The organism is Solilutibacter tolerans (genome assembly GCF_900155935.1).
Taxonomy (GTDB): Bacteria; Pseudomonadota; Gammaproteobacteria; order Xanthomonadales; family Xanthomonadaceae; genus Solilutibacter; species Solilutibacter tolerans.
Genome location: NZ_FTLW01000003.1, coordinates 284082 through 300896 on the forward strand (window position 1 = coordinate 284082; position 16815 = coordinate 300896).

General features: G+C 63.0%; 12 protein-coding genes and 1 riboswitch. Of the genes, 7 read left to right on the forward strand and 5 right to left on the reverse strand.

Annotated features, from left to right (window positions below; all coding sequences use genetic code 11):
• Positions 1-68: 68 nt before the first annotated feature.
• The 5 genes from BW989_RS07585 to BW989_RS07605 all read left to right on the forward strand — a co-directional run bounded on the left by BW989_RS07585 (position 69) and on the right by BW989_RS07605 (position 5639).
• Positions 69-404 carry a YegP family protein gene (locus BW989_RS07585; RefSeq protein WP_076586962.1) on the forward strand — a complete coding sequence of 112 codons (336 nt, stop codon included), beginning with the start codon at positions 69-71 and terminating at the stop codon, positions 402-404.
• Between the two features lie 109 nt (positions 405-513).
• Positions 514-2658, forward strand: a complete 2145-nt coding sequence (locus BW989_RS07590; protein WP_076586964.1) for a TonB-dependent receptor — start codon at positions 514-516, stop codon at positions 2656-2658.
• A 13-nt stretch (positions 2659-2671) separates the two neighbouring features.
• Positions 2672-3745: a PepSY-associated TM helix domain-containing protein gene (locus BW989_RS07595; RefSeq protein ID WP_076586965.1), complete on the forward strand. Its 1074-nt coding sequence runs from the start codon at positions 2672-2674 to the stop codon at positions 3743-3745.
• A gap of 31 nt (positions 3746-3776) precedes the next feature.
• The gene (gene dusB / locus BW989_RS07600; RefSeq protein WP_076586966.1) at positions 3777-4763 is read left to right on the forward strand and encodes a tRNA dihydrouridine synthase DusB; all 987 of its coding nucleotides are present in this window, start codon (positions 3777-3779) and stop codon (positions 4761-4763) included.
• A gap of 39 nt (positions 4764-4802) precedes the next feature.
• Positions 4803-5639, forward strand: coding sequence for a class I SAM-dependent methyltransferase (locus BW989_RS07605; protein ID WP_076586968.1), 837 nt, complete (start codon positions 4803-4805; stop codon positions 5637-5639).
• Here BW989_RS07605 and BW989_RS07610 read toward each other — a convergent pair.
• Positions 5633-6679: a metal-dependent hydrolase gene (locus BW989_RS07610; RefSeq protein ID WP_076586970.1), complete on the reverse strand. Its 1047-nt coding sequence runs from the start codon at positions 6677-6679 to the stop codon at positions 5633-5635. The two genes, BW989_RS07605 and BW989_RS07610, sit on opposite strands and share 7 nt — an antisense overlap.
• Before the next feature lie 152 nt (positions 6680-6831).
• Between BW989_RS07610 and metK the strand changes: the two genes are divergently transcribed.
• Positions 6832-8067, forward strand: a complete 1236-nt coding sequence (metK, locus tag BW989_RS07615; RefSeq protein ID WP_076587275.1) for a methionine adenosyltransferase — start codon at positions 6832-6834, stop codon at positions 8065-8067.
• 79 nt (positions 8068-8146) lie between these two features.
• Here the strand turns inward: metK and lnt are convergent, their stop codons facing one another.
• The 4 genes from lnt to BW989_RS07635 all read right to left on the reverse strand — a co-directional run bounded on the left by lnt (position 8147) and on the right by BW989_RS07635 (position 15088).
• Positions 8147-10585: an apolipoprotein N-acyltransferase gene (lnt, locus tag BW989_RS07620; RefSeq protein ID WP_076586972.1), complete on the reverse strand. Its 2439-nt coding sequence runs from the start codon at positions 10583-10585 to the stop codon at positions 8147-8149.
• Positions 10586-10597: 12 nt separating this feature from the next.
• Positions 10598-11233, reverse strand: a complete 636-nt coding sequence (locus BW989_RS07625; RefSeq protein WP_076586974.1) for a hypothetical protein — start codon at positions 11231-11233, stop codon at positions 10598-10600.
• A gap of 9 nt (positions 11234-11242) precedes the next feature.
• Complete coding sequence (locus tag BW989_RS07630; protein WP_076586976.1) at positions 11243-12331, reverse strand: SGNH/GDSL hydrolase family protein; 1089 nt, start codon at positions 12329-12331, stop codon at positions 11243-11245.
• A gap of 309 nt (positions 12332-12640) precedes the next feature.
• The gene (locus BW989_RS07635; protein WP_083688419.1) at positions 12641-15088 is read right to left on the reverse strand and encodes a S9 family peptidase; all 2448 of its coding nucleotides are present in this window, start codon (positions 15086-15088) and stop codon (positions 12641-12643) included.
• Positions 15089-15208: 120 nt separating this feature from the next.
• Positions 15209-15285, forward strand: a riboswitch (S-adenosyl-L-homocysteine riboswitch).
• Between the two features lie 26 nt (positions 15286-15311).
• Between BW989_RS07635 and ahcY the strand changes: the two genes are divergently transcribed.
• Complete coding sequence (gene ahcY, locus BW989_RS07640) at positions 15312-16757, forward strand: adenosylhomocysteinase (RefSeq protein WP_076586980.1); 1446 nt, start codon at positions 15312-15314, stop codon at positions 16755-16757.
• The last annotated feature ends 58 nt before the right edge of the window (positions 16758-16815 follow it).

The following is a 16815-nucleotide window of genomic DNA, read 5'->3' on the forward strand; positions in this document are numbered from 1 at the left end:
CCTAGTCATCGCAGCCGCGGATGGACGTTGCGGCACCGGGTGACGCTTCCCACATTCGAGGAGGTCCCATGGCAGGCAAGTTCGAAATCAGCAAGCGCAAGAACGGCGAGTTCCAGTTCAACCTGAAGGCAGGCAACGGACAGGTAATCCTGACGAGCGAGGGCTATAGCTCCCGCGATGGCTGCAACAACGGCGTCGAGTCCGTGCGCAAGCACGCCAAGGCCGTCGCCAACTTCGACAAGAAGACCGCGAAGGATGGCAGCCCTTATTTTTCGCTGATGGCCAGCAACGGCCAGTCGATCGGCAAGAGCGAGATGTACAAGTCCACCGCCTCCCGCGACAAGGGCATCGATTCGGTGATGCGAAACGCCCCGACCGCCAAGCTGTCGGATCTCTCTGGCTGACCAACCCACCACTGGCGTGTCGGCGCGCGCTGGCACGCCAGTGGATGAGTTTCATTTTCATTTGAGAATTATTATCATTTGTCGTCTCTATTGACCGAGTCGACAGCCGATGTCCACCTCTCCCATCGCCCGCGCCGTGGCGATTGCGTTGCTGACCACCACCCTGCCTGCCCTGGCCAACCAGCCGGCGGAGGATGTCGACGCACAAGATCGCGTCAACGTCCTGGACCGCGTGGTGGTCTCGGCCAGCACCAGCCGGATGCCGGAATCCGAATCCTCGATGCCGAACACCATCACGGTCATCGACCGTGAGCAGCTGAAGCAGCAATTGGCGGTGACCCAGGACCTCTCGCAGGTGTTGGCCAACCTCATCCCCTCGTTCACGCCTTCGCGCCAGAAGATGACGAACGCGGGCGAGACCCTGCGCGGACGCAAGCCGCTGTATCTGGTGGATGGGATGCCGCAATCGACGCCGCTGCGCGAAGGCGGTCGCGATGGCCACACCATCGACCCGGCGATGATCGAGCGCATCGAGGTGATCCACGGGGCGAATGCGCTGCAGGGCCTGGGCGCATCGGGCGGCATCATCAACATCATCACCAAGCGCGCGCCGAGCAAGGACGGCGAGGTTTTCCACGACGTGACGCTGGGCGCATCGACGGCGCTGCCGAGTGAATCCGACGGCAGCAGTTGGCGCGCGGCGTACCTCTTCGGCACCCGCCAAGGCGATTTCGACATCGTCGGCGGCATGTCACTGGCCGATGAAGGCCTGTACTACGACGCGGAAGGCCGGTCGATCGCGGTCAGCGATGTGCAAGGCGATTTGATGGATGCGCGCAGCCGCGGCCTTTTCCTCAAGACCGGCTGGCGGTTGGATGATGACCGTCGCCTGCAGCTGAACCTGCAGAACTACCAGCTGGAAAGCCACAACGGCTACCACACCGTCAATGGCAACGCGGCGCAGGGCGTGTTGGCGACATCGGCGCGCGGCGGCTCGAACCAGGACGGCCCCTACAACCATTCGCGCTCGGCATCGCTCGATTACACCGACCGCGCGTTGGCGGGCGGTTACCTGCAGGCGCAAGCCTACTTCGTCGATTTCTCCGCGCTGTACGGCGGCAGCAACTGGGGCGATTTCTGGGGCGATGGCCGCGATCTGAACTGGATCGACCAATCACAGAATCGCTCGGAAAAAACCGGCGCCAAACTCGGATGGTCGCGCGGCGTGGGCGACAACGGACGCATCACCCTGGGCCTGGACTGGTCGCGCGACACCACCTGGCAAGCGATGGTGCGCAGCGGCCTGGACTGGGTGCCTGAGACCACTTACACGGCGATCTCCCCCTTCGTGCAGGGCGAATGGCGCATCGGCGAGTCGTGGCTGCTGAGCGGCGGCCTGCGCCATGAGCGCGGCAAGCTGTCGGTCGATGACTTCACCACCCTGCCCAGCTACAACGGGGGTCAATTCGTGCAGGGCGGGACGCGCGAAAGCAGCGAAACCCTGCCGAACATCGGCTTGGTATGGGAGGCCAGCGACGCGCTCAAGCTCTACGCGTCCTACAGCGAGGGCTACACCGTCGCCGATATCGGCCGTGTGCTGCGTGCCATCAACACGCCCGACGAGCGCGTGGAAAACCTCGTCGACCTGACGCCGGTCGTCTCCGACAACCGCGAAGTCGGCATGGACTATGACGATGGCCGATGGAGTACGCACCTCGCGTATTACGAGTCGCTGTCCAAGCTGGGCTCGCGCCTCGCCTATGACAGCGTCACCCAGACCTACAACGTCGTGCGCGAGCGCACGGAGATTCAGGGCATCGAAGGCAATCTCGCTTTCCGCCCGAACGACGCCACGCGCGTCGGCGTGTTGTTCGCCTTCACTCGCGGCGAGTACGACAGCAATGGCGATGGCACGGTGGACAGCGACCTGCCGGGCATCAATGTCAGCCCCGATCGCATCGGCGCGTTCTGGGAACAGCAATGGCGCGATGGGTTCTCCACGCGTTTGCAGGCGAACCAGGCGCGCGACCGCGCCTTCGATCGGCGCGGCGTGCAGGTGGCCAGCTTCGATGGTTACACCACGCTGGATGCCAGCACGCGCTTCGCCCTGCCGATGGGCCAGCTGAGCGTGGGCATCGAGAATCTGACCAATCGTCAGTACGTCACCTATTACTCGCAAAGTACGCCGCGCAACGACACCTACACCGCAGGCCGCGGCCGCACGCTGACGCTGGGCTGGAACCACCGGTTCTGATGGCGCGACGTTGATGGTGCCCAGTCTGCCCGCGCTGCGACGCCTGTTGTCCCGCCTGCACTTGTGGACGGGGCTCAGCGTGGGTTTGCTGTTTGCCTTGCTGGGGTTATCGGGTGCAATCCTGGTCTTCCACACGCCGCTACTGGTTTGGCAGCACCCGAAGTTGGGCGCGCATCAAGCGGTAGCGAATGGCGAGGTGCTCGGCGCGATCATGCAGCGCGAAGCGGCGAATGGCCTGCGTTCGCTGGACTTTCCGCGTGACGAATTGCCGGTGTGGCAAGGCTATTTCGAGGATGAAAGTCGGCGCTATTTTTCACCCGAAGATGGTCGCCTGTTGCTCAAGCGCACTATCGACGATGACGCGCTGCTGTGGCTGCACGAATTCCACGTGGAGTTGCTCGGTGGCGAGACCGGCAAAGAGGTGCTCGGCATCGTCGGCTGCATCTGCCTAGCCCTGCTGCTGATCGGTTTGTATCTGTGGTGGCCGAAGCGCGGGCGCATGCTGGCGCAGTTGAAGATGCATGCGAATCCGCCGATCCGTCGATGGCTGACCTGGCATCGCAGCCCGGGCGTGGTCTCGCTGCCGCTGGTCCTGCTGGCCGTGATCACTGGCGTTGGCATGATCTATCACGATGCGTATTCCAAGGCGTTGACCGGCATGTTTGGTGGCGATGCATTGCCCAAGCCTGCCCCGTCCGCGCCCTCCGATGCTGCACCGGCTTGGTCACGCATCATCGCGCTCACCGAGCGCACCCTGCCCGATGCGCGGCTTCGCCGCATCAGCCTGCCTGCAGAGGGCAAGGACGAAGTCAGCCTGCGCGCGCAATCGGCGGGCGAATGGCATCCCAATGGGCGCAGTTCGGTGGTCAGTGATCGCCAAGGCGAGGTCGTGCGCTTGCGGGTTGATGCGCGCGAGCTGGGCCTGGGCCATCGCATGAGCATCGCCATCTATCCGCTGCACATCGGCGCCGTCGGCGGCACGGCTATCCGCTGGCTGACTGCCTTCGCGGGCCTGATGCCGATGCTGATGTTCGTCACCGGCCTGCTGTTCTGGCTGCGCAGGCGCAAACACAAACCGGCCCGCTGAGCCGCGACATCGCCCCATTTACAATGGCGGCATGCAGATCGGCCGCTACCGGATAGAACCGCGCGTCGTGCTGGCCCCCATGGCCGGCGTGACCGACAAGCCGTTCCGGCAGCTGTGCAAGCGCATGGGCGCAGGGCTTGCGGTATCGGAGATGACGATCAGCGACCCGCGCTTCTGGAACACGGCGAAATCCCGCCACCGCATGGACCACGAGGGCGAGCCCGCGCCGATCAGCGTGCAGATCGCCGGCACCGACCCGCAGCTGCTGGCCGATGCCGCGCGCTACAACGTGGACCACGGCGCCGAACTCATCGACATCAACATGGGCTGCCCGGCAAAGAAGGTCTGCAACGTCTGGGCGGGCTCCGCACTGATGCGTGATGAAGCCTTGGTCGCGCGCATTCTTGAATCCGTGGTGGCATCGGTTGATGTACCGGTGACGCTGAAAATTCGCACGGGTTGGGATGCCGACCACCGCAACGCACCCGCCATCGCACGCATCGCCGAGGCGAGCGGCATCCAGGCCCTGACCGTACATGGCCGCACCCGCGATCAGCATTACACGGGGCTGGCCGAATACGACACCGTTGCGGCGATCAAGGCCGACGCGCGCATCCCCGTGATCGTGAATGGCGACATCGACTCACCCGACAAGGCACACCACGTACTTGCGCTGACCGGCTGCGATGCGGTGATGGTCGGGCGTGCCGCGCAAGGACGGCCGTGGATCTTCCGCGAGATCGCGCATCATCTGGCGACGGATGGGTACTTGGCAGAACCCGCGCTGCAGGAAGTACGCGACGTGCTGCTCTCGCATCTCGATGCGCTGCACGCGTTTTATGGCGAGGAGATGGGCGTGCGAATCGCGCGCAAGCACCTGGGCTGGTACGCGAAGGATCGGCCCGAGAACGCGGCCTTCCGCGCGGTCGTCAACCGTGCCACCGATGCCCGCACGCAGCGCGAACTGACCGGCGACTATTTCGATGCGTTGATCGCAGGCGTGGCACTCGCCGCCTGAGACGATGCAAGCACTCCCACTCCGTTGGAAAGCGACCACATGACCGAATCTTCTTGCACTGCCACCGAATTCCCGTACCTGCACGGGTTCTCCCCTACCGAACAAGCCCGTCTGATGAAGCAGGCCCGTCTGGCGGAATCCACCATCTTTCGGGACATCGATTACACGGGCGCAAAGAAGTTGTTGGAAGTCGGCAGCGGCGTCGGTGCGCAAACCGAAATTCTGCTGCGTCGTTTTCCGGATCTGCACGCTACCTGCGTCGATCTCAATGCGCAGCAATTGCAGGCCGCGCGCAGCAACCTCGGCGCGATGCCTTGGCTGGCTGATCGCTATAGCCTGCATCAGGCCGATGCGACCGATCTGCCGTTCGAGCCGCGCAGCTTTGATTCTGCGTTTCTGTGCTGGGTCCTGGAGCATGTGCCTTCGCCGGCGCGCGTGTTGTCGGAGGTACGCCGCGTGCTGGCCCTTGGCTCACCCGTCTATGTGACCGAGGTGATGAACGCATCATTCCTGCTCGATCCGTATTCGCCCAACGTGTGGCGCTATTGGATGGCGTTCAACGATTTCCAGATAGACAGCGGCGGCGATCCCTTTGTCGGTGCCAAACTCGGCAATCTATTGTTGGCAGGCGGCTTCCACGATGTCACCACCGACATCAAGACGTTCTACTTCGACAACCGCAACCCGGCGCAGCGCAAGCAGATGATCGCGTTCTGGGAAGAGCTGCTGCTGTCGGCAGCCGAGCAGCTGCTGGCCGCAGACAAAGTGACGGATGAGGTTGTCGAAGGGGTGCGTCGCGAGATGCGACAAGTGCAGAACGACCCCAACGCCGTCTTCTTCTACTCCTTCGTGCAGGCGCGGGCGGTGGTCTACTGAGATCGCGCAGTCGGCCCGTCGATGCCGGGCAGCTGCCAGATGCGATCCCACACGCGACCCAGCTGCGCAGTACGTGGTTTCGCGCCCGGCAAGCTGAAGCGCTCGCTCGGTTGTAGTGCCTGCCACTGCCCCATCGCATCACGCTGGGCGACTGCATAGTTGAAGAAGTAATCGGGCTCGCTGCCCATGCGCAGGTCGGTCAGCACCAACGCGTTGTCAATCACGCGGGCGCGCTGGAAACCACTATTGAACCAGGCCATGCGCGCGGCGCTGGGCATCTGGGCAGCCGCCCGCTCCGCGGCCTTGTCGCTTTCGTATGGGCGGAACCGGATCGGGCTGTCGCCATCGAAGATCGAACGTTCGCCTTCCACATAACCCGTCGGCGTCATCGCCACCACTCGCCAAAGAAACGTGTTGAAGGGGGTGGGCACAGAGAAGCGCGGTGCGTCGGCAAGACCGGCCGCGGCCAGCACACGCGAAGCGTCGCGATCCACCATCGACTTGGCCAGCATCGACCACGCCAGGTATCCACTCGACACTGCCAATCCAGCGACCAGCAGGGTCTGTGCTGCGGGTCGCCATCGCAAGAACCACGCAGCAATGCACGCCACCAACAGCCATACCGTGTACAGCGGATCAATGATGAAGATGCTCGACCACATGGCGGGCGATGGCCGCAGCGGCCACCACAGCTGCGTGCCGTAGACGGTGAACGCATCCAACAAGGGATGCGTGACCAGCGCGAGCAGGATCGCCCACCACCAACGCACGGGCGATTCAGCAACACGCCCGCCCTGCCGTTTGAAGAACGCCCAAATGAGCGCGGCCAGCACGGGTAAAACCAAGAGCGAATGCGAGGGGCCACGATGCCAAGTCATGCGGTCGATCGGGTCATCCAGCAACAGGTTGACCGGTATCACGTCGAGGTCAGGCAAGGTGCCCAGCGCAGCGCCTGCCAACAAGGCCGCACGTCGATGACGAGGCGGGGCGATGGCCCCGGCCACCGCGGCGCCCAATACGATCTGAGTCAAGGAATCCATTGCGCGATGCTAGCAGCGCAGGCTTGCTTGCAACGGCGGACGGCAACGCCGGCTTAACCTGTTTCAGGCAAACTGACTGCGCTCTGCACAACCCGCGAAACCGCTGTATCATTCGCGGCCATCTTTTCATCCGAATCAAAGGATAAATGCCGATGTCCAGCTATCTGTTCACCTCCGAATCGGTCTCCGAAGGCCATCCGGACAAGATCGCCGACCAGATCTCCGATGCCGTCCTCGATGCCATCCTGGCCCAGGACAAGCGCGCACGCGTGGCCTGCGAGACGATGGTGAAGACGGGCGCCGCGATCGTCGCCGGCGAGGTGACGACATCCGCTTGGGTGGATATCGAAGGCTTGGCCCGTAACGTCATCAACCAGATCGGTTATGACAATTCGGATGTCGGTTTCGACGGCCACACCTGCGCCATCATCAACATGCTCGGCAAGCAGTCGCCGGACATCGCCGCGGGCGTCGACGGCACCGACAAGAAGGCCAAGAAGCCGGAAGAAATGGGCGCAGGCGACCAGGGCCTGATGTTTGGTTACGCCTGCAACGAGGCACCGGAATTCATGCCCGCGCCGGTTTACTACAGCCATCGTCTGGTGGAGCAGCAGGCCAAGATGCGCAAGAACGGCAAGCTGCCGTGGCTGCGCCCGGACGCGAAGTCGCAGGTCACCCTGCGCTACAGCGATGACGGCCATACCATCGAAGGTCTGGATGCGGTCGTGCTCTCCACCCAGCACGATCCGGGCATCAAGCAGAAAGACCTGATCGAGGCCGTGCGCGAGAACATCCTGAAGCCCGTCCTGCCGAAGAAGTGGCTGGAATCGCTGTCGAAGAACAAGATCCACATCAACCCGACCGGCATCTTCGTGATCGGCGGCCCGGTGGGCGATTGCGGCCTGACCGGTCGCAAGATCATCGTCGATACCTACGGCGGCATGGCCCGTCACGGTGGTGGCGCGTTCTCGGGCAAGGATCCGTCGAAGGTGGATCGCTCGGCCGCCTACGCCGCGCGCTACGTGGCGAAGAACATCGTCGCGGCGGGCCTGGCCGACAAGTGCGAAGTGCAGGTCTCCTACGCGATCGGCGTGGCCGAGCCGACCTCGATCTCGGTGACGACCTTCGGCACCGGCAAGATCCCGGACGCGCAGATCGAGAAGCTGATCCGCAGCCACTTCGACCTGCGTCCGTACGGCATCATCAAGATGCTGGATCTGGTCCACCCGATCTACCAGCAGACCGCCGCCTACGGCCACTTCGGCCGCAAGCCGAAGGAAATCACCTACACCGATGGCGCCGGCAAGAAGCAGAAGGCGACTGCCTTCAGCTGGGAGAAGACCGACAAGGCCGACGAACTGCGCAAGGCCGCCAAGCTGAAGAAGTAAGTCGAAGCGATATCGCCGCCATCAAAAAGGCCCGCCGTGATGCGGGCCTTTTCTTTGGGATGTCAAACCTTGGCCGCACTCAGCCCATGCCGATCCGCCACGCCAGCCATAACGGCACACCCAGGTAACAGAGCGCACGCGCGGCGGTTTCCAGGCCGGCGCGTATCGCGATCGCCCGCGCTGGAGATGAACGTGCGAACAGCAGGCAAATCGCTTCCATCAATAACCGCAATGCACCGGCCCACAGCACCATCGCCACGATCCAACGCACCCACCAGATACCGAGCGCGGTGAACCAGGCACCCCAGCCGTAGTTGAGCGCTTCGCCGAAGAGGCCGCCAAAGGTGATTACCTGATGCAGGCGGAAGGCGATCAAGGCGGGCAGCAACGGGAACAGACCAAACTTGATCAGCGGGTGATCCAACCATGGCCGTCGCGCCAATCCGCGCGCGCGGGCCATGAGTAATGCGCGAAGACTGCGCGGATCATCGCCGAGGCGGGCCTGCATCGCCCGGACCAAGGTGCCCGGGTCCACCCCTGCGATCGCGCGTTTGCCTACGCCTTCCACTTCCACCGTCGCACCTTCATCGGGCAAAGGAAGCGCCCAGGGCTGCAATGCGCTGCCGACAAGACGAAAAGTTTGGCCGCGCTTGATAAGCGAAAGACCATCACTGGCTTGGACAAGTCGCGCGACGTGGAGGCGGCGTATCAACCAAGCCATCGCCTCGGGCAGCAACACCAGCCACGCGAAGGTGCGCAGTTGAGTGAGAACGCGATCCTGCCCCGCATCGCCCAACCACCAGGCAATGATCATCCACAGCACCGCGATGCGCGAAAACATCCGCAGCAAGGCGATCGACACACGCCACGGCGGTGTCATCATCGCGACGCGAAGTGGCAGCGCCAATGCCGCATCGTCACGGGATGGACGTGGATGACGCGCGCGCCAGCGTGACCAGGAGGCGATTATCACCAGGCCCATCAAAAAGACCCCTGCAGCCTTGCCCAGCCAATCCCCCCAAGCGCGCATCAGGGTGAACGGAGGGGGCATCGCCGTGACTTCGCCGATCAGCAGGGCTTGTTCGTTCATGCCGGTCGATGCTGTGATCTGACCTGTCGCATCCAACACGGCGCTGATGCCATTAGTGGTGACGCGCAACTGCGGCAGCCGCGTTTCGATACTGCGGAACGCCGCGACCTGCAGATGCAGCTGCGCGCCCAGTGGATGACGCGTGAACCAGCTGTCATTGGACATGCCGAGCAAGGCTTCGGCCCCCAAGCGTGCGCCATCAATGGCCAGGCCCGGGTCGACATCGTCCAGGCAAATCAGCACTTGCACCGGCACTTCGCGACCATCGGCCAGACGCAGCGGCATCACCCGCGCGCCACTGCCCTTCTGCCACGCACCCGCCCACGGCAGGGCATCACGCAGACCAAGCCGCTCCAGCCACGCGGGCATATATTCGGTGAGCAGAAACAGGCGCGTCTTCCGATAGAAGCCCAGCGGTGGCGCACCCGGTGCGATGAACGCCGCCGCGTTGTATTCACCGGCAGTGTCGGTGTCATAGGTGCCGAATACCAGCGGCACGCCGGCAGCATCGACGAAATCGATGATCTCGCGATCAAACGCCGCGCCGTCATCGCTCTTGGGCTGACCAAAGGTGGTTGGATAGATCGTCTCCGACCACAACAGGGCATCCACCTGTCCGGTTTTAGCCAGTGGATAGGACAGGGAGAAATGCGTGTCGAGGACGCGCCTCACGACTTCGTAGCCACCAACTTCGGCACGCAGGCGGTCGTAATCGATGATGTTCGATTGCACCATGCCGATCCGCAGTGGAGGCGTATCGGCATTCTTGGGCGATGGCAACATCGACAAGCGCAGCGCGCCATAACCGGTCAGCAGGAGCGGGATGGCGAGCGCCACCGCCAGCGGTGCGACCCATTCGCGCACGGACAGGCGACGCCGTGTCCACGCCATCGCGATGCCTTCGTTGGCCGCGATCAGCAAAAAGCTCAAACCTGCGGCGCCCGCGACATCGGCGAATTGGCGCAGCCACCTTGCCGGATACAGACCGTGGCCGATGGTGTCGCCTAAGAGCTTCGGCCATAGCCATTCGGTAGCCACCCACGCCGATGCACCGACCATCGCCACCATCCACGGGCCCAGCCGACGTGAGGCAATTCGCCTTGCCCATGCGTAAATGATGAATTGCGGTTGCAGCAATGGCGCGGCGATGACCAGCACCAGCATCGCAAGGATCGGCGACAAGGCGAGGTAGTCGGCGATGGCGGACGCGAACCAGCTGAAGGTCGTCAGCACACAGGCGATGCTCATCGCCCAAGCACTCAGCAGCGTGCCGCGCAGGCGCGGACATGCCGCAAGACTGACAAGCCATGGCAGCAGGGCGACGAAACCGAGCACGAAGCCCCATCCACCCCGTGCATACACACCCAGCAACACGGCGCTGGAAGCGAGACCGGCCAGCGCTCGCCAGCCGGAAAGCAATCGACTCATCGGGTCACTCGGTCAGCCCGCGGGTGGCGGGATACGGATCATCCGGATCTTGAGTCCGGGCGGCGCGTATTCGGGCGGTACCACGCGATTCTCGGGGACCGGAATCGGGTTGCCTTTCGCATCGTAAAAATCGTAGTCGGGCGAAAACATCAGGATGGGCTCGATGCGTTGACCATCGTCGGTGGCCTGGCCGTGGCGCACGAATCCTTCGGGTAACGGAAAGTCCTCGGGCACCGCGATACCGATCAGCGGCGGGCTGGTTCCGGGTGGATTGAACGCGGCGATGCCGGTGTTGATCCCGGCAGCGCGCAAGCGGGCGATCACCTCAGCCGCGCCCGGATTTTGCCCGGGCGGGATGAAGTCCTTGAGGTCCGGCGTGGTATCGCCAGGCTCGATTGCCGTAGCCATGGTGGCGTCCGGTGCACCCAGGTCATTTGCCTGCCCCGTGCCTGCAGGCGATGTCGCATCGCCATTGGTTTGGGCAGCAGCAGGACCAGCTGGGGTACGCGGTTTCATCCGCATGCAACCGTACCCGCCGAGCGCGAGCAACACCGCACCCAGCGCTAGCCAGACGTATCGCATCAGGCCACGCCCGCCTGCGTGTTGTGCAGGCGGGATATCCGAGCCTTGTCCATCATCGACGGGCATGGTGCGCGATCAGGGTGCGGACGGGCCGCGCGTAGAGAGCACCCAGCCCATGCGCTCGTGGCCGTACTGGTTCCAGATCGGGCTACGGCCGTTGGTGTAACTGGTGTAACGCGGCCCCCCGCTGCCGGTCGAGCCGCCCCAGATACCGGCCGAGACCGTGCCACCGGTGTAGGTCGGATGCACGTCATCGGACTGGATGTAATCGAAGCTGCTGGAGGACGAGACGAAGTGCGAATTGGCATCGCGCAGCGTCGAGCGCAGGGTGGAGCTGATGCGCGTGACATAGCTCGATTCGCTCTCGCCGGCGACGTAGCGGATCGCATCGGAATCGATGCTGCCATCGCCATTGCTGTCGTAATCGCCTGCCATGTACTCGGCGAAGCTGTCGACACACTGGAAACCCTTCTGCCGCGCGTACTCGCACATCCAGTAATTCATGCGCGACATCGCCACCAGGAACCTGTCACGCAAGTTGACCTTGGTGCCGGTGGCCGGGTCATTGCAGGAACTTTGCACGTTGTCCGCGTTGTAGCCGGGGTAGTACAGGTTGCTGATGACCTTGAGTTTGACGCCCGGGTAGGCATTCGCGTTGATGAAGTCCATCGAGGCAGCGACATAGGTCTTGCAGTTCTGCACCGCGGTTTCCAGCACGTTGAAATTGCAGGTGCCGGTCTGGTCCTTGAACGCGGTTCGTGCCTGCAAACCATCGTTGCCGCACATCTCGAAGGTCACCACACGCGTTGAGCTCGCCTGCATGTAGGACTTCTCGGCGACGATCTTGTTCTGATAGACATCCGATGCCACTGCACCGGACTTGGCACGACGGATGTTTTCGACATCGGTCCGCCACGCGGCGGACAGGTATTCCGATTCGACTGTCGGCGCGGAGTAGCGAGCCGCGTTGCTGATGGAACCGTTGTAGCCGGCGTAGATCGAATCGCCGTAGGCGACGACGCGGTACTTGGTGCTGGAATCGGAACGATTCACCGTCCATGACACGTTTTGGGACAAGGTGCTGGCCATCGCAGGCAGGGCGATGGTGAAAGCGAGCAAGGCGGAGGACAGCAGGCGAAACGAATTGCCGAAGCGAATGGCCATGGCGGTTTCCCGTAGAGGTATATAGGCGGACGCCCCGGGGGTTGGCCCGATGGCGGCGGATCAAGTGATGCGGTCCCTCTGAAGCAGATACGCCGCGGACTCTCCCCTTCCATGGCGCCGTCGAAACGTACGCCCGCGTACCCTGTGCCGTCAATAGCCCCAAGCAAATTCCGCAACGCAACAAAAGTGCTTGTTTTCCAGCACTTTTGTTGCGGCGCGGCAAATCTCACGTACCCATTCGAAACATCATCACCAGCAAGAAGGGCCGCATCGCTGCGGCCCTTCGTAGATCACATTTGCTAATTAGGGTTATTTCGCCGGCTTGGCGTTCTTGACGTACTTCTCCAGCCAGTCGTTCGACTCGGCCAGCATCGTCATGATCGATTCGCGGGCGCGGTAGCCGTGCGACTCGTTGGGCAGCATCACCAGACGCGCGTTGCCGCCCAAGCCTTTCACCGCGGCGAACATGCGCTCGCTCTGGATCGGGAAAGTGCCGGAGTTGTTGTCCTGCTCGCCATGGATCATCAGCAACGCATCCTTGATCTTGTCGGCGTGATTGAACGGCGACATCGCGGCGTAGATGTTGCCGGCCTGCCAGAAATTGCGCTCCTCGGCTTGGAAGCCAAACGGTGTCAATGTGCGGTTGTAGGCACCACTGCGCGCGATGCCGGCCTTGAACAGGCGCGTGTGCGCGAGCAAATTTGCTGTCATGAACGCGCCGTACGAGTGCCCGCCCACCGCAATGCGGTTGCGATCACCCACACCGCGACGAACGACTTCATCGACCGCCGCTTCGGCATTGGCGGTGAGCTGCTGCACGTAGGTGTCATTGGGTTCGGCGTCGCCCTCGCCCACGATCGGCATGCTGGGGTCATCCAGCACCGCATAGCCCATCGCCAGGAACGGCAGCGGGCCCCAGTAGCTGATCGCATTGAAGCGATACGGCGAATCGGTAACCTGGCTCGCGGCGGCAGCCGATTTGAACTCGGCCGGATACGCCCACATCAAGAGCGGCAACGGACCATCACGCTTGGCGTCATAACCCGGCGGCAGGTACAGCGTGCCGGTGAGATCGACGCCATCCTTGCGCTTGTAGCGAATCAGTTCCTTCTGCACATCGCGCAACTGCGGCGTGGGATGCGCGAATTTGGTCAACGCAACCGGCGCCGCATCGCTACCCAGCGTGCGCAGGTAGAAGTTGGGACGTTCGGTTGGTGATTCACGTGTGGTGAGGATGCGCGAAGCGTTCGTATCCAGCATCGCCAAGGGACGTTCGTACTGCTGCCCGCTGGAATGGAACAGGCGCGTGGTTTCACCCGACTCGATGGCTTGACGATCCAGGAATGGACGGTCACCTTCGGGCGAAGCACCATCACCGATGCGATAGATCTGCGCGCCATCGGTCGAGGTCAACAACACCGATTGACCGCGCGCATCCAGTGTTGTCACCGGCGAACCTTTGTCGGCATAGCGATCTTCCGCACTGCCTTCTTCGAATACTTTTGGCGCGGCCCCCACGACATCCGGCTGCAAGCGCCAAGTCTTGTATCGACGCGTCTTCCACCAATATTCGGTGAGCAAAGCCAAATCGCCACGACCCCAATTGGTGCCGGCGTAGCGCATCGACAATTCCGCGAGCACCTGCGGCTTGCCCGAGAACGGCGCCGCTTGTTGATAGACGATGTCGCGCACAGCCGCCTCGCGCGCTGGGTCACCGCCGTCCTGTGCCTCGGCCCAAACGAGCGTGGCCGGGGCGTCGTTGCGCCATTCGACCCGGCGCACGCCGGTCGGCACTGCGTCATTGCCAGTCGGCAAGCCTTCAACCAAAGGCAGCTTGGCAACGGTATGGGTCACCTTGCCGCTGCGATCACGTACTTCGATCACACGCGGGAAGCTCGAAAAGGGCACCAGATAAGAGAATGGACGGGTGATGCGTTGGGTCAGGATGTGGCGACCATCCGGCGATGGCTCCAGGCCCACGTACAGGTCCGCAGCGCCGATACGCGTGACCTTGCCTTGCACATCGATCAAAGCAGGTTGCGAACGCAACAGGTATTCGAACTGCTTGGCCTGCGCATCATTGCTGAGAAGATCCTGATAGGTGCGGATACTGGTGACGCGACCATCGCTGCCGGTCTGCTGTACGTTCGGGCCGGTCGGCGTGCCATCGACCGCAGGCAAAGCGCCTTCGCCTGCCGCACGCAGATTGACCAAGAGCGCACTGCCATCGGGCATCCAGCGCCAGCCACGACCCGACACGCTGTTGAGCGATTCACGTGTCAACAGGCGGGCGTAGCGTGATGCAACATCGACCAACCACAGCGTATTGATGCCGGTGGCCGGCTCGACCTGGTTGAACGCGTAATACTTTTGATCAGGCGACCACGCGCCGCCCGCAATTGAGAGTGGCTTGGGCAAGCCTTCAATGCGCAGTTCCTTGCCGCTCGTCACATCGACCAACCAAAGATCATCGCCAAAGGTGAAGTTGCTGCGCGCGAACACTTTGGGGTGGATGCGTATGCCCGCGAGCTTGAGCTCCGGCTGGGCGACCACATCGATGCCGGGCAAACCGGGCATGCCGGTGAAGGCGATCAGGTCGCGGCGCGGGCTGAGCGAAGCCTGCGGCGTGCGCGGGGCATCGACGATGGCCTTGAGCGCATCTGGCGGCTCCCGATAGCCCGATTGAGCGAAGCCGGCGAGCGGCACGAAACACAGCAACGCGGCGAGCGACAGCCGCGCAAGATGACGAAGGCGCATCGGTATTTCCCCGTGAATATCCAAGCCCAGCATGGCCTGACCGGGACGCGAGCGGATGGCCCACAAGTCATGTCAGGCCCGGTTATTCATCCCTCCATCCCGACAAAGCGATATACTACGCAGACCGAGGGGCGCTGCGATGGCCGGGTTCTAATCACCCGCCACCAGGCTCGGTACGACAACGGCGCCCGTGACCGCATTCCACCGCATTCACGGAGCCCATATGAACGCACAAGCCAAAACTTTTTCGCAGGACGGCGACTACAAGGTCGCCGACATCTCGCTGGCCGACTGGGGCCGCAAGGAAATCGACATCGCCGAGCACGAGATGCCAGGCCTGATGTCCATCCGCCGCAAGTACCAGGCCGAAGCACCGCTGAAGGGCGTGCGCGTGACCGGCTCGCTGCACATGACCATCCAGACCGCCGTGCTGATCGAGACGCTGAAGGACATCGGCGCCGACGTGCGCTGGGCCTCGTGCAACATCTTCTCCACGCAGGACCACGCTGCGGCCGCGATCGCCGCCTCCGGCACGCCGGTGTTCGCGTGGAAGGGCGAGTCGCTGGAAGAGTATTGGGACTGCACGCTCGATGCGCTGTCCTTCCCCGACGGCAAGGGCGGCTTCCTCGGCCCGCAGCTGGTGGTGGATGACGGCGGCGACGTGACCCTGCTGATCCACAAGGGTTACGAACTGGAGAAGGGCGACGAGAGCTGGGTGAACTCCGCTTCCGGAAGCCACGAAGAGCAAGTGATCAAGAACCTGCTCAAGCGCGTCGCCAAGGAGCGTCCGGGTTACTGGACCCAGGTCGTCGCCGACTGGAAGGGCGTCTCGGAAGAAACCACCACCGGCGTGCATCGCCTCTACCAGCTGGCCGAACAGGGCAAGCTGCTGATCCCCGCGATCAACGTCAACGATTCGGTCACCAAGTCGAAGTTCGACAACCTGTACGGCTGCCGAGAGTCGCTGGCCGACGGCCTGAAGCGTGCGCTGGACGTAATGCTGGCCGGCAAGGTCGCGGTGGTCTGCGGTTATGGCGATGTCGGCAAGGGTTCGGCGGCGTCGCTGCGTGCCTACGGCGCGCGCGTGATCGTCACCGAGATCGACCCGATCTGCGCGCTGCAGGCGGCGATGGAAGGCTATGAGGTCAAGACCGTCGAAGACACGCTGGGCGAGGCTGATATCTACGTCACCACCACCGGCAACAAGGACATCATCACCCTCGATCACATGAAGGCGATGAAGGATCAGGCCATCGTCTGCAACATCGGCCACTTCGACAACGAGATCCAGGTCGATGCGCTGTACCAGTCGGGCGCCGTGCGTACCAACATCAAGCCGCAGGTGGACAAGTTCACCTTCGGCAACGGCAACGCGATCTTCCTGCTCGCCGAAGGCCGCCTGGTGAACCTGGGCTGCGCGACCGGCCATCCGAGCTTCGTGATGTCGAACAGTTTCTCCAACCAGACGCTGGCGCAGATCGACCTGTGGGCCAACAAGGACAGCTACGAGTCCAAGGTCTACATCCTGCCCAAGCAACTCGATGAAGAAGTCGCGCGCCTGCACCTTGAGAAGATCGGCGTGAAGCTGACCAAGCTCAGCAAGGATCAGGCGGATTACCTGGGTGTTGCGGTCGAAGGCCCGTACAAGCCCGATCACTACCGCTACTGATTGCATCACGGCGGGCGGCTTCGGTCGCCCGCTTTCCCATGCACCCCGCAAGGAGCCC